General features: G+C 39.6%; 12 protein-coding genes. All 12 read left to right on the forward strand.

The features are described from left to right. Positions 1-132: 132 nt before the first annotated feature. On the forward strand, positions 133-924 hold the full coding sequence (locus BMMGA3_RS06300; protein ID WP_003349158.1) for a DUF3388 domain-containing protein: 792 nt from the start codon (positions 133-135) through the stop codon (positions 922-924). A gap of 21 nt (positions 925-945) precedes the next feature. Then, the gene (locus tag BMMGA3_RS06305; RefSeq protein ID WP_003349159.1) at positions 946-1,845 is read left to right on the forward strand and encodes a helix-turn-helix domain-containing protein; all 900 of its coding nucleotides are present in this window, start codon (positions 946-948) and stop codon (positions 1,843-1,845) included. A 64-nt stretch (positions 1,846-1,909) separates the two neighbouring features. Then, positions 1,910-2,488 (forward strand): CDP-diacylglycerol--glycerol-3-phosphate 3-phosphatidyltransferase, encoded by a 579-nt coding sequence (gene pgsA, locus BMMGA3_RS06310; protein ID WP_034669577.1) that lies wholly within the window; start codon positions 1,910-1,912, stop codon positions 2,486-2,488. A 24-nt stretch (positions 2,489-2,512) separates the two neighbouring features. Beyond that, on the forward strand, positions 2,513-3,763 hold the full coding sequence (locus BMMGA3_RS06315; protein WP_003349161.1) for a competence/damage-inducible protein A: 1,251 nt from the start codon (positions 2,513-2,515) through the stop codon (positions 3,761-3,763). Positions 3,764-4,043: 280 nt separating this feature from the next. Further along, positions 4,044-5,084: a recombinase RecA gene (recA, locus tag BMMGA3_RS06320; RefSeq protein ID WP_003349162.1), complete on the forward strand. Its 1,041-nt coding sequence runs from the start codon at positions 4,044-4,046 to the stop codon at positions 5,082-5,084. A 281-nt stretch (positions 5,085-5,365) separates the two neighbouring features. After that, complete coding sequence (rny, locus tag BMMGA3_RS06325; protein ID WP_003349163.1) at positions 5,366-6,925, forward strand: ribonuclease Y; 1,560 nt, start codon at positions 5,366-5,368, stop codon at positions 6,923-6,925. Between the two features lie 85 nt (positions 6,926-7,010). Further along, entirely contained in the window at positions 7,011-7,808 is a 798-nt protein-coding gene (locus tag BMMGA3_RS06330) for a TIGR00282 family metallophosphoesterase (RefSeq protein WP_003349164.1), read from the forward strand. A 284-nt stretch (positions 7,809-8,092) separates the two neighbouring features. Then, the gene (spoVS, locus tag BMMGA3_RS06335) at positions 8,093-8,353 is read left to right on the forward strand and encodes a stage V sporulation protein SpoVS (RefSeq protein ID WP_003181955.1); all 261 of its coding nucleotides are present in this window, start codon (positions 8,093-8,095) and stop codon (positions 8,351-8,353) included. Between the two features lie 397 nt (positions 8,354-8,750). Next, complete coding sequence (locus BMMGA3_RS06340) at positions 8,751-10,499, forward strand: 2-oxoacid:acceptor oxidoreductase subunit alpha (protein ID WP_003349165.1); 1,749 nt, start codon at positions 8,751-8,753, stop codon at positions 10,497-10,499. Continuing rightward, complete coding sequence (locus BMMGA3_RS06345; RefSeq protein WP_003349167.1) at positions 10,486-11,352, forward strand: 2-oxoacid:ferredoxin oxidoreductase subunit beta; 867 nt, start codon at positions 10,486-10,488, stop codon at positions 11,350-11,352. The genes BMMGA3_RS06340 and BMMGA3_RS06345 overlap by 14 nt, the downstream gene beginning before the upstream one ends. A 287-nt stretch (positions 11,353-11,639) precedes the next feature. Continuing rightward, positions 11,640-13,184 carry a tRNA (N6-isopentenyl adenosine(37)-C2)-methylthiotransferase MiaB gene (gene miaB, locus BMMGA3_RS06350; RefSeq protein ID WP_003349169.1) on the forward strand — a complete coding sequence of 515 codons (1,545 nt, stop codon included), beginning with the start codon at positions 11,640-11,642 and terminating at the stop codon, positions 13,182-13,184. A 1-nt stretch (position 13,185) separates the two neighbouring features. Next, on the forward strand, positions 13,186-13,617 hold the full coding sequence (locus tag BMMGA3_RS06355) for a YlbF/YmcA family competence regulator (RefSeq protein ID WP_003349171.1): 432 nt from the start codon (positions 13,186-13,188) through the stop codon (positions 13,615-13,617). The last annotated feature ends 82 nt before the right edge of the window (positions 13,618-13,699 follow it).

Below are 13,699 nucleotides of genomic sequence, written 5' to 3' on the forward strand. Positions count from 1 at the left end.
TTAAAAGTGGTTGATTTTATTTTTTCGGTCTTTGTTTTTCCTTTCATCTTCAATAAAAATCATTTATTATAGAATCTAGATGAAAAAATGATGGAATTTGTCACTAGCATGTAATCGGAGGAGGTTTTTTTTATGAAAAAAACGGAATGGTATTTGGAATATGAGATCATAAAAAACCGTCCTGGTCTGCTCGGTGACATTTCATCCTTATTAGGTATGCTCTCAATCAATATTGTCACGATTAATGGGGTCCATGAAGGGCGCCGCGGGCTCCTTATTTTAGCAAAAGATAAAGAACAAATCGAACGTTTAGAGTCTATTTTAAACACAATGGATACAATAAGAGTGATAAAACTCCGTGAGCCAAAATTACGTGATCGGCTTGCTGTTCGTCACGGAAGATACATACAAAGAGATGCAGACGATAAAAAGACATTCAGGTTTGTCCGTGATGAAATTGGATTGCTCGTCGATTTTATGGCGGAATTATTTAAACAGGAAGGGCATAAGCTGATTGGAATTCGTGGGATGCCAAGGGTAGGCAAAACGGAATCGGTTGTCGCTTCAAGCGTAAGCGCCAATAAGCGCTGGTTATTTGTGTCATCGACGCTTCTAAAACAAACGGTCCGCAACCAGCTTATTGAGGACGAGTATAATGAAAATAATATATTTATTATTGATGGAATTGTTTCAACCCGGCGCGCAAGTGAGCGCCATTGGCAGCTTGTAAGGGAAATTATGCAGCTGCCTGCAGTAAAAGTAATCGAACATCCTGATATTTTCGTTCAGAATACGGAATTTTCATTGGATGATTTTGACTATATTATTGAGCTTCGAAATGATCCCGATGAAGAGATTACCTATGATATTGTTGAAAAAAATCATATGTTCTCGGATTCTGATTTCGAAGGTTTTAATTTTTAACGATAATGGAAGGTGTTTTCGTTGACGGAATTAGGAAATAGACTGAAAGAAGCCAGGGAAGCAAAAGGTTTAAGCCTGGATCAATTGCAAGACTTAACGAAAATTCAGAAGAGATATTTGAAAGGAATTGAAGAAGGAAATTATTCGATGATGCCCGGCAAGTTCTACGTCCGTGCTTTTATCAAACAGTATGCGGAAGCTGTCGGTATTGAACCGGAAGAACTATTTGAAGAATATAAAAATGAAATTCCTGCTACATACGATGACGAATTGCCTGAACAGCTTTCAAGAGTTCAGAGCAGGAAGAGATTAGCCGAGAACACTTCGAAAATTTTTGATATACTCCCGAAAATATTGATCGGTGTTTTTGTCATTGGTGCAATTACGCTAATTTGGTATCTCCTTCAATCAAATGCTCGAAATGAAACGAAAGAACCTGTTAAGGAAGAGAACGTACCGGCTCGTTTTGAACAATCTGCAAAACTCGAAAAAAATGCGGAAGAAAGCAAAAAGACCGAGAAACAAAAAAAGGAAAAAACAAGTTCTGATGAATCGAAGACTGAGGTAAAAGAGAAAACTCAAGATCAGCAAGTTTCAGTTGTGCAAGCAAACGGCCGAAATACGGTATATGAATTAAAAAATGCAGACAAGTTTTTGTTAAAAGTTGCTTCTACAGGTGGAGATACTTGGGTTAACATTTTAAATGGCAAAGGTTATTCATTCTTCCAGGGTATTTTATCAAAAGGCGGAACAGAAAGTCAGACTGTTGACTTATCCAAAGAAAAAGAAGCTGTGATTGTTATTGGAAACACAGCAAATACAGAGATCTATATCAACGATCAAAAAGTTGAGTTTGCTGTTCCGCCTTCTGAATCAGTGCGACAGGATATCACGATTCGGTATGTACCAAAGGCAGAATAGTCATCAATATTGATGGCTATTTTTTCCTTTTTGAATTTTATAGGATGTAATGGAGGTCACCATGATTAATTTGCCGAATAAAATAACCATTTCGAGAATTTTCCTTATCCCCTTGTTTTTAGTTGTCATGCTTGTGCCATTTCAGTGGGGGGAAATGAAATTATTTGGGGCTGAAATGCCGATGACTCATTTTGTCGGTGCTTTAATTTTTATAGTTGCATCTACAACGGATTGGATCGATGGATACTATGCCCGTAAATATAAGTTGGTCACAAATCTTGGGAAATTTTTGGATCCTCTCGCCGATAAACTGCTAGTGTCAGCTGCTTTGATCGTTCTTGTTGAAAAAGGGATGGCAGCATCATGGATTGTTATCATTATTATTAGCCGTGAGTTTGCTGTGACAGGTCTTCGACTTGTTCTTGCGGGAGAAGGAGAAGTAGTCGCAGCCAATATGCTCGGTAAAATTAAGACATGGACACAAATCATTGCGATTTCAGCTTTGCTTTTACATAATACTGTTTTTGAATATGTGAAGATTCCATTTGATGACATCGCCCTTTGGATTGCAATGTTTTTCACCATTTGGTCAGGATGGGATTATTTCTACAAAAACAGACAAGTATTTATTAAATCAAAATAATTCACGAATAAAGGAGGAATCTTTATGAACGCGGAAATCATTGCTGTAGGCTCTGAATTGCTGCTTGGACAAATTGTAAACACGAATGCTCGTTTTATTTCGAAGCATTTGGCTGATGCCGGAATTAATGTATTTTATCATTCAGTTGTCGGAGATAATCCCGGACGATTGAAATCTGTTCTCGAAGTTGCTGAAAGACGTTCTAATATTATTATTTTCACCGGCGGGCTAGGTCCGACGAAAGATGATTTAACGAAAGAGACGATTGCTGCTCACATCGGTACAGAACTGGTCTTGGATGATGATGCTTTTCGTTGGATTGAGGAATTTTATGCAAAAACAGGGATGGAGATGACTGAGAACAATCGAAAACAAGCATTGGTTCTTAAAGGTTCGCAAGTGTTGAAAAACGAACACGGAATGGCACCGGGCATGCTGCTTGACACGGGTAAACGTATTTACATGCTTTTGCCGGGGCCTCCTAAAGAAATGGAGCCGATGTTTTCAAAATATGCGCTGCCTGCTCTATTAAGCAAATTGAACATGCAAGAAAAACTTGTATCAAGAGTCATTAGGTTTTTTGGAATTAGCGAGGCTCTGTTGGAAGCGAAAGTTCAAGATATCATTGATCAGCAAAGCAATCCGACAATTGCTCCGCTTGCTGCGGAATGGGATGTCACCCTTCGCTTAACAGCAAAACACAGTTCAATTGAAACGGCACTCCAGCTTATTGATGAAACAGAAAAATTAATCTTAGAGCGTGTTGGAGAGTATAAATACGGATATGACGATACTTCCTTGATGAAAGAACTTACGAAGGTTTTGAAACAAAATGGCCTGACGATTTCGTGTGCTGAAAGTTTAACAGGCGGGTTGTTCCAACAAGAATTAACTTCTATTCCAGGAACCACTGACATTCTAAAAGGCGGAGTTGTTTGTTATACCCGGGAGTCGAAAGAGAAAGTGCTCCTCGTTCAAAAAGAAACCATTGACAAAGAAGGGGTTGTCAGTGAAGCCTGCGCGTCTGAACTGGCAGAGAATGCTGCTAAAATCTTTCAATCTGATATTGGCATCAGCTTTACCGGAGTGGCCGGTCCGGAAGAATTAGAAGGTAAACCGGCAGGCACTGTTTTTATTGGAATTTCGATTAAGGGCCGTCCAACTCTCGTAAAAAAAGTGAATCTTGCCGGAACTCGGGATGCCATCCGCACCCAAACAGTCAAACATGGATGTTTTTACTTATTAAAATTACTTTCAGAATCACAGAGTGCTTGAATAAGCATTCTGTTTTTTTTTTTACCATTTGTAAAAGATCAGATTTTTATTCAAAAATCGCAAAAACAAGTGTTTTTTCTTCAAAAAAGTTTTTTTTCTAGATGAAAAGAGGATAGTACGTGTAAAAACAGATTCAAAAATTACCGAATAAACGTTCGATTTTTATCTAGACAATTGTGATAAAAACGGTTATAGTAGAGGTAGATTTTGAGATGAGACGAACAAGAATAGATCCTGGCAAGAGGTGTTTCTTGTTCGTGAATAAAGGAGGAAATTTTTCGTGAGTGATCGACAAGCTGCCTTAGAAATGGCGTTAAAGCAAATAGAAAAACAGTTTGGTAAAGGCTCGATTATGAAACTTGGAGAGCAGACAGACCGAAGAATTTCAACCGTGCCAAGCGGATCGCTTGCACTTGATGCTGCGCTTGGAGTAGGCGGGTATCCGCGCGGACGGATTATCGAAATTTACGGGCCTGAGAGTTCAGGTAAAACGACAGTTGCTCTCCATGCGATTGCGGAGGTTCAGGCACTGGGCGGACAAGCTGCGTTTATTGATGCGGAGCACGCTCTTGATCCGATATATGCTCAAAAACTTGGAGTTGATATTGATGAGCTGCTTCTTTCCCAGCCGGATACAGGGGAGCAGGCATTGGAAATCGCTGAAGCGTTGGTAAGAAGCGGCGCTGTTGACATTATTGTTATTGACTCTGTTGCAGCACTTGTTCCAAAAGCGGAGATAGAAGGGGAAATGGGAGATTCTCATGTCGGGCTCCAAGCACGCCTTATGTCTCAAGCACTTCGCAAGCTGTCAGGTGCAATTAATAAATCGAAAACAATTGCAATCTTTATTAACCAAATTCGTGAGAAAGTAGGAGTTATGTTTGGAAACCCAGAAACGACTCCAGGTGGACGTGCACTAAAATTCTATTCTACGATCCGTCTGGAAGTGCGCCGTGCTGAACAATTAAAGCAAGGTAATGACATGGTCGGAAATAAAACCAAAATAAAAGTTGTAAAAAATAAGGTCGCTCCTCCATTCCGCACAGCTGAAGTTGATATTATGTACGGGGAAGGCATTTCGAAAGAGGGCGAAATCATTGACTTGGGTTCCGAATTGGATATTATCCAGAAAAGCGGTTCATGGTATTCGTACAATGATGAGCGCTTAGGCCAGGGCCGCGAAAATGCAAAACAATATTTGAAAGAAAATGTGGAACTCCGAAATGAGATTCAGCAAAAAATCAGGGATTACTTTGGCCTTGATGAAGTGAAAACAGTAACTGAAACAGAAGAACAGGAAGAATTTGACTTGTTAGATTAATTTATTAAAAGAGGCTGTCTCAAAAGCCTAAGGGTCAGACCCTTATGAGACAGCCTCTTCTTTTTTGATAATCTTACAGAGATTAACAAATAAATATAGAACCCGCAAGGACAAACCCTTGACAATAAAAATTCACAGCTTTACAATTAGTCTTGTATATTTTTCACTTTTTTAGTCATAAAATGTTTAAAAGCCCTAGCGCTGTATGTTGATGTTTAAAACAATGTACATGCCGACACTTAAAAAAGTAACAAAAGTTCATAGCAAGAGGAGGTGAAACGATGGAACCCATTACGATCATCTCCATTTTGCTTGGCCTATTCGTCGGTGCAGTTGTTGGCTATTTAATTCGTAAATCCATTGCGGAAGCAAAGATCTCAGGTGCAAAAAATGCTGCTGAACAGATCCTGGAGGATGCCAGGCGTCAAGCAGATGCATTAAAGAAAGAAGCTTTGCTTGAGGCAAAGGATGAAATTCACAAGCTTCGTACTGAAGCTGAGCGTGAGGTAAAAGAACGAAGAATTGAACTGCAAAAACAAGAAAACCGTTTACTGCAAAAAGAAGAGAATCTTGATCGGAAGGACGAAACGTTAGATAAACGTGAAGCCCTTTTAGAAAAGAAAGAGGATTCCCTTAACAAAAGACAACAGCATATTGAAGAGATGGAAAGCAAAGTGGACGAGATGGTACGAGCACAGCAAGCTGAACTTGAACGTATCTCGAGCTTGACACGGGAAGAGGCAAAATCTATCATTTTGGAACGCGTTGAGAAAGAATTGTCTCACGAAATTGCGTTGATGATAAAAGAAAGTGAAATTCGAGTAAAAGAAGAGGCAGACAAGAAAGCGAAAGAAATCTTGTCACTGGCTATACAAAGATGTGCAGCTGATCATGTAGCCGAGACAACTGTATCAGTTGTGAACCTTCCAAATGATGAAATGAAAGGCCGGATAATCGGCCGTGAAGGAAGAAATATTAGAACTCTTGAAACGCTGACCGGTATTGACCTTATCATCGACGATACTCCTGAAGCCGTAATTTTATCAGGTTTTGACCCTATACGCCGTGAAACAGCTCGTTTAGCATTAGACAAGCTTGTACAAGACGGACGCATTCACCCTGCACGAATCGAGGAAATGGTAGATAAAGCCCGCCGTGAGGTGGATGAACATATCCGTGAAATTGGTGAACAAACTACATTTGATGTCGGTGTTCACGGGCTCCATCCAGATTTAATTAAAATTCTTGGCCGATTGAAATATCGTACAAGTTACGGCCAAAATGTTTTAAAACACTCAATGGAAGTTGCACAGCTTTCAGGTCTGCTGGCAGCTGAACTTGGTGAAGACGAAACTTTAGCACGCCGTGCAGGACTGCTTCATGATATCGGAAAAGCAATTGACCATGAAGTTGAAGGAAGCCATGTTGAAATCGGTGTGGAACTTGCAACGAAGTACAAGGAACATCCGGTTGTGATCAACAGCATTGCTTCACACCATGGTGACACTGAACCTACGTCAATCATTGCTGTTTTAGTGGCAGCAGCTGACGCATTATCAGCAGCGAGACCTGGAGCACGCAGTGAAACACTTGAAAACTATATTCGACGCCTAGAAAAGCTTGAAGAGATTTCTGAGTCATACGAAGGTGTGGAGAAATCATTTGCAATTCAAGCAGGCCGCGAGGTTCGGATTATGGTTAAGCCGGAACAAATTGATGATCTTGAAGCTCATCGATTGGCAAGAGACATTCGCAAGAGAATTGAAGAAGAACTTGATTATCCAGGACATATAAAAGTTACGGTGATTCGTGAGACAAGGGCTGTTGAATACGCAAAATAAAGCGGTGCAGAATGCACCGCTTTATTTAATATAATAATGATACAATAAACACAATCAAATATTTTAATATAGAAAGGGCAAGCGAATGAGAATACTGTTTGTAGGCGATGTTGTCGGATCGCTCGGAAGAGATATGGTAAGTGAATATTTAGCCAAGCTAAAAGAAAAATATCGTCCTAATTTAACAATCATAAATGGAGAAAACGCAGCCGGCGGTAAAGGAATAACAGAAAAAATTTACCGTCAATTTTTAGAAAATGGGGCCCAGGCTGTTACATTGGGTAATCATACATGGGATAATCGGGAAATCTTTGATTTCATCAATGATGCGAAATACATCGTGCGGCCTGCTAATTTTCCTGATGCAACTCCAGGTACAGGGATTATTTATTTAAAAGTAAATCAAGTAGAAGTCGCAGTAATAAGTCTTCAAGGCCGCACATTTATGCCGGCAATTGATTGCCCGTTTATGAAGGCCGATCAACTGATTGAAGAGGCAAAGCGCAGGACACCCATCATTTTTGTCGATTTTCATGCAGAAGCGACAAGTGAAAAACAAGCGATGGGCTGGTATTTAGATGGAAGGGTATCTGCAGTTGTCGGTACCCATACACATGTACAAACGGGTGATGAGCGGATACTGCCTGGCGGGACAGCTTATTTAACTGATGTAGGCATGACCGGCCCTTATGATGAAATATTAGGTGTAGAAAAAGAAGCGGTCATTAAAAAGTTTTTGACAAGTCTGCCTGTCCGGTTTGAAGTGCCAAAAAGAGGGCGGGTGCAGCTCAACGCAGTTCTCATCGATATAGACAATAAAAGCGGAAAAGCCGTAAAGATACAAAGAATTTTAATTAATGACGATCATCCGTTTTTTTCATAAGTTCGATTATTCAACATTTCTAGCGCCTGTAATAAAGCTTGTAGATTTTCTTTTTTTGTCCGAGCCGGAATATGTTAATTAACGGGTGAATATAGTAGCAATGGATAGATATATCCCGTATACACGGTTGTTCAATTTCCCGCGTTATTGACAAAACCAAAATCGGCTTTTAAAGCCCGAATGATTCTTTGGCCTAAGTGAGAAAAAACTCGCAGCATGGCTTGATGGGTATCAATTTTATTGGATAAATTTGCGGGTCGGGATGAAATAAGGAGGAGCTAGAAATGGAAATATTAAAAGTTTCAGCAAAGTCTAATCCTAATTCTGTAGCTGGTGCGCTTGCTGGTGTTCTGCGTGAGAGAGGCGCTGCGGAGATTCAGGCAATAGGTGCGGGTGCATTAAATCAAGCCGTTAAGGCAGTAGCAATTGCAAGAGGATTTGTCGCACCTAGCGGAGTTGATTTAATTTGCATCCCCGCATTTACCGATATTCAGATCGACGGTGAAGAACGCACGGCAATAAAATTGATTGTTGAACCTCGGTAAAAAGAATTCAACCTGTTTGTTTCATGTGCAAACAGGTTATTTTTTTGAAAGAATAATAGGCGCTCATAAAATATGAAATTTGGTTCAAAAAATTGACAGTGGAATCAAAAATTTTGAAAACTGATTCATTAAAATACCTATAAATCGTTGATAATGACTCCAACTTAATTAGCATATTTAAAAAAATAAAAAAAAATTCATATTTTCGTCAATAATTTGTTGTAAAGGGTTGCATTTTTTACTGCTTAGGTCTAGAATTGAAAGCGTTTAATACCCTTCCAAAAATTTAGTATTAACCGAATTCACGTGGGAAAAGATTAATTCCTAGTGAATCACTTGGAAAAGTGCAAAATAAAACGTTTTTACATTTTTTTACGTATTTAAAGGGGTGTAAGTAATGATTAATCAACTTTCTTGGAAAGTTGGCGGACAACAAGGGGAAGGTATAGAAAGTACAGGAGAGATATTTTCCATCGCCTTAAATCGCATGGGCTATTATTTGTATGGCTACCGCCACTTCTCATCACGTATTAAAGGCGGCCATACAAACAATAAAATCCGGGTTAGCACAACTCAAGTTCGGTCGATTTCGGATGATTTAGACATTCTAGTTGCATTTGACCAAGAAACAATCGATGTAAACTATAAAGAATTGCATGACGATGGGATTATTATCGCAGATTCTAAATTCAATCCGAAACAGCCTGAAGATACAAAAGCCGTTTTGTATGCGGTTCCATTTACTGAAATTGCAACAGAACTAGGCACATCCCTTATGAAGAACATGGTTGCCATTGGCGCAACTTCTGCCATATTAGACCTTGATATAACAGTGTTTGAAGAAGTTGTGCAAGAGATTTTCGGACGAAAAGGCCAGCAAGTTGTTGAGAAGAACATGCAAGCAATTCGAGCCGGGTTTGAATTTATGAAGGAAAAGCTTGGCAATATTCAAACAATGCAGCTTGAAAAAGCAGACGGAAAAAAACGGATGTTTATGATTGGCAATGATGCAATTGCATTAGGTGCGCTTGCAGGCGGCTGCCGCTTTATGGCAGCATATCCGATCACTCCTGCATCAGAAATTATGGAATACTTAATTAAAAAATTGCCGGCATTGGGCGGAACAGTTATACAAACGGAAGATGAAATTGCAGCTGTTACGATGGCGATTGGAGCAAACTACGGCGGGGTCCGCGCAATCACTGCTTCAGCAGGTCCTGGTCTTTCATTAAAAATGGAAGCAATCGGTTTATCAGGTATTACAGAAACTCCGCTAGTTATTATTGATACTCAACGCGGCGGGCCATCAACCGGACTTCCTACAAAACAAGAACAGTCTGACTTGATGGCTATGATTTACGGAACTCATGGAGAAATTCCGAAAATTGTAATTGCACCAAGTACTGTTGAAGAAGCTTTTTATGATACAGCAGAAGCATTAAACCTTGCTGAAGAGTATCAGTGCCCTGTCATCGTATTATCCGATCTTCAATTATCTTTAGGCAAGCAAACAGTAGAACCGCTTGATATTGATAAAGTAGAAATCCGCCGAGGAAAGTTGGTAACAGAAGATCTTCCTGAAATTGAAAACAAAGGATACTTCAAACGATATGAAGTTACTGAAGACGGCGTCTCTCCTCGGGTCATTCCAGGAGTAAAAAATGGCATTCACCACGTAACCGGTGTTGAACACGATGAAACCGGAAAACCGTCAGAGTCTGCTGCAAACCGCATTGTACAAATGAGCAAGCGATTACGCAAAATTGAAAATGTTAAGTTTAAAACGCCAGTTCATAAGAATGCTCCGCATGAAGAAGCAGATCTTTTAATTGTTGGTTTTATCTCCACAAGGGGAGCAATTGAAGAAGCAATGGTGCGTTTGGAAAAAGACGGCATTAAAACAAACCATGCACATATTCGCTTAATTCATCCGTTCCCAACTGATGAGATGTTGCCTTTAGTGAAATCTGCAAAGAAAATTGTTGTTGTGGAAAACAATGCAACCGGGCAGTTGGCAAATATTATGAAGATGAATGTCGGCCATGCAGATAAGATTACAAAACTGTTAAAGTTCGACGGAAATCCGTTCTTGCCGCATGAAATCCACACAAAATGCAAGGAGTTGTTTTTAGATGGCAACATTTAAAGATTTTCGTAATAATGTAAAACCAAACTGGTGTCCAGGATGCGGTGATTTTTCCGTACAAGCGGCTATTCAGCGTGCTGCAGCCAATGTTGGATTAGAGCCTGAGAACTTAGCTGTTATTTCTGGCATCGGATGTTCAGGCCGTATTTCAGGTTATATTAATTCTTATGGATTCCATGGGATTCATGGCCGTGCTCTTCCAATTGCCCAAGGAGTAAAAATGGCAAACCGTGAATTGACAGTTATTGCTTCCGGAGGGGACGGAGATGGTTTTGCGATCGGAATGGGGCATACTGTACATGCAATTCGCCGCAATATCGATATTACTTATATTGTTATGGATAACCAAATTTACGGCTTAACAAAGGGACAAACTTCCCCTCGTTCTGCTGCTGGTTTTAAAACGAAATCTACACCCGAAGGTTCAATTGAACAGGCTATTTCCCCAATGGAATTGGCATTGACAGCAGGAGCAACATTTGTGGCCCAAAGTTTTTCAACAGATTTGAAAGAATTAACTTCATTAATTGAAGAAGGCATTAAACATAATGGTTTTTCTTTCATCAATGTTTTCAGTCCATGTGTAACATATAATAAAGTGAACACGTATGATTGGTTTAAAGAAAATTTAACAAAGCTGAGTGATATTGAAGGCTATGATCCTTCCAACCGCGAAATGGCCATGCAAACGTTAATGAAACATAATGGCCTTGTTACAGGTTTAATTTATCAAGATAAAGACCGCAAGTCATACCAGGAACTAGTGCCTGGTTACCTGGAAAAACCGCTTGCACATGCTGATTTGCAATTAAATCACGAACAATTTGATAAATTAGTAGCTGAATTTATGTAACACTATCAACTGATCCCGCGTTAATAAGTGCGCGGGATTTTTTGTAACTTATGCTCGTTTTTTGATGTTGAAAACCAATTTTTACTTGTGAAGATAAATTGAATTTTATGTTAGAATGGCGCTTGACCAGCCTCTGCTATTGTTTTCAAGAAGTCAAAGCTTTATACTATAATAATGTGCAGCATTTTGCCTGTTAGGTTTTTTTCTTTAGTTTTATTGAAGAAAGGTATATGATCTGATAGAATTTTTTTCACATTTTCCTATGAAAAAGAAAGGGGAATTTCAAGATGAATGAACAGCAGCGTTTAGAAGGGCAGCAAGTAAAAACAGCAAATCCTTCGGACAAAAAATCCGAAAAGGATTACAGTAAATATTTTCAAGCTGTTTACATGCCGCCTTCCCTTAAAGATGCAAAAAAACGCGGAAAAGAAGAAGTGAAGTATCATAAAGATTTTACGATCCCGGAAGAGTTCAAAGGGATGGGCGAAGGCAGGAAGTTTTACATTCGTACTTACGGCTGCCAGATGAATGAGCATGATACGGAAGTAATGGCAGGTATTTTTATGGGGCTTGGCTATGAACCGACAGACAGACCTGAAGATGCGAACGTCATTCTTCTAAATACGTGCGCAATCCGTGAAAATGCGGAAAACAAAGTATTTGGGGAAATTGGCCATTTAAAGGCTCTTAAAATGGAAAAGCCAGACCTTCTTCTTGGCGTTTGCGGTTGTATGTCCCAAGAAGAGTCGGTTGTAAACAAAATCCTTAAGCAATATCAATATGTTGATATGATCTTTGGTACGCATAATATCCACCGCCTGCCAAATATTTTGCATGAGGCATATATGTCCAAAGAGATGGTTGTCGAAGTTTGGTCTAAAGAAGGAGACATTATTGAAAACCTTCCGAAAGTCCGCCGAGGCAATATTAAGGCTTGGGTGAACATTATGTACGGCTGTGATAAATTCTGTACGTATTGTATTGTTCCATATACTCGCGGAAAAGAACGGAGCCGCCGGCCTGAGGATATTATTCAAGAAGTTCGCCACCTTGCAGCACAAGGATATAAGGAAATTACACTTCTTGGACAAAATGTCAATGCGTATGGAAAAGATTTCACTGATATGAAGTATGGTCTTGGCGATTTGATGGAAGAAATCCGCAAAATTGATATTCCACGCGTCCGGTTTACAACAAGTCATCCGCGTGACTTCGATGATCATTTGATCGAAGTGCTGGCAAAAGGCGGAAACTTGATGCCGCACATCCATTTACCTGTGCAATCAGGCTCTACTGATGTGCTAAAAATTATGGCGAGGAAATATACACGTGAAGAATATCTTGAATTAGTCCGTAAAATCAAAGCAGCCATTCCGGATGTTGCCTTAACAACTGATATTATTGTTGGCTATCCAAATGAAACAGAGGAACAATTTGAAGAAACATTATCCTTGTATCGTGAAGTAGGTTTTGAATCTGCATATACATTTATTTACTCTCCTCGTGAAGGAACTCCTGCTGCAAAAATGCAGGATAACGTTCCAATGGAAGTGAAAAAGGAACGATTACAGCGGTTAAATGCTCTTGTAAATGAGCTTTCTCGTGATGCGATGAAGAAATATGAAGGCCAAATCGTTGAAGTTCTCGTTGAAGGTGAGAGTAAAAACAACCCGGATGTATTGGCAGGATATACCAGCAAAAACAAACTTGTTAACTTTACTGGTCCTAAATCGGCAATTGGCAAGATTGTAAAAGTAAAAATTACAAAAGCAAAAACATGGTCCTTAAATGGTGAAATGGTGGAAGAATTAGAACTAGCTGAGGTGAAATAAGGTGGCAAAATATACAAAAGAAGAGATCATTGCTCGTGCAAAAGAAATCGCAAAAATGATTGCTGAAACAGAGGAAGTTGATTTTTTCAAACGTGCAGAAGCGCAAATTCATGAAAATGAAAAGGTTAGGACTTTGATTGCGGATATTAAAGGCTTGCAAAAACAAGCAGTAAACCTCCAGCATTACGGTAAACCGGAAGCTTTAAAGAAAGTGGAAGAAAAAATTGAAGAGCTTGAACGTCAGTTAGATGAAATTCCGATTGTTCAGGAATTCAAGCAGTCCCAGGTTGAGGTAAATGAATTGCTGCAAATGATTGCAACAACAATTTCAAACACGGTAACAGATGAAATTATTATTTCAACCGGCGGTGATGTATTGCGCGGTGAAACAGGCGCACAAATCCGCAACAGCAGCCACTGCCACCATCATTAATTATGAAAGGAGCCGACTCGTAAGCGAGCGGCTCTTTTATTTTACTGCTTTTTGCAAAATCACAAGTCACTGGGTGAATGCA

Origin of the sequence: Bacillus methanolicus MGA3, assembly GCF_000724485.1 — a bacterium.
Taxonomy (GTDB): Bacteria; Bacillota; Bacilli; order Bacillales; family Cytobacillaceae; genus Bacillus_Z; species Bacillus_Z methanolicus_A.

Excerpts from the sequence above, each read along its gene's own strand:
- BMMGA3_RS06300 (WP_003349158.1), top strand. The coding sequence starts at position 133 with ATGAAAAAAACGGAATGGTATTTGGAATATGAGATCATAAAAAACCGT.
- BMMGA3_RS06315 (WP_003349161.1), top strand. The coding sequence starts at position 2,513 with ATGAACGCGGAAATCATTGCTGTAGGCTCTGAATTGCTGCTTGGACAA.
- rny (WP_003349163.1), top strand. The coding sequence starts at position 5,366 with ATGGAACCCATTACGATCATCTCCATTTTGCTTGGCCTATTCGTCGGT.
- BMMGA3_RS06330 (WP_003349164.1), top strand. The coding sequence starts at position 7,011 with ATGAGAATACTGTTTGTAGGCGATGTTGTCGGATCGCTCGGAAGAGAT.
- spoVS (WP_003181955.1), top strand. The coding sequence starts at position 8,093 with ATGGAAATATTAAAAGTTTCAGCAAAGTCTAATCCTAATTCTGTAGCT.
- BMMGA3_RS06340 (WP_003349165.1), top strand. The coding sequence starts at position 8,751 with ATGATTAATCAACTTTCTTGGAAAGTTGGCGGACAACAAGGGGAAGGT.
- BMMGA3_RS06345 (WP_003349167.1), top strand. The coding sequence starts at position 10,486 with ATGGCAACATTTAAAGATTTTCGTAATAATGTAAAACCAAACTGGTGT.
- miaB (WP_003349169.1), top strand. The coding sequence starts at position 11,640 with ATGAATGAACAGCAGCGTTTAGAAGGGCAGCAAGTAAAAACAGCAAAT.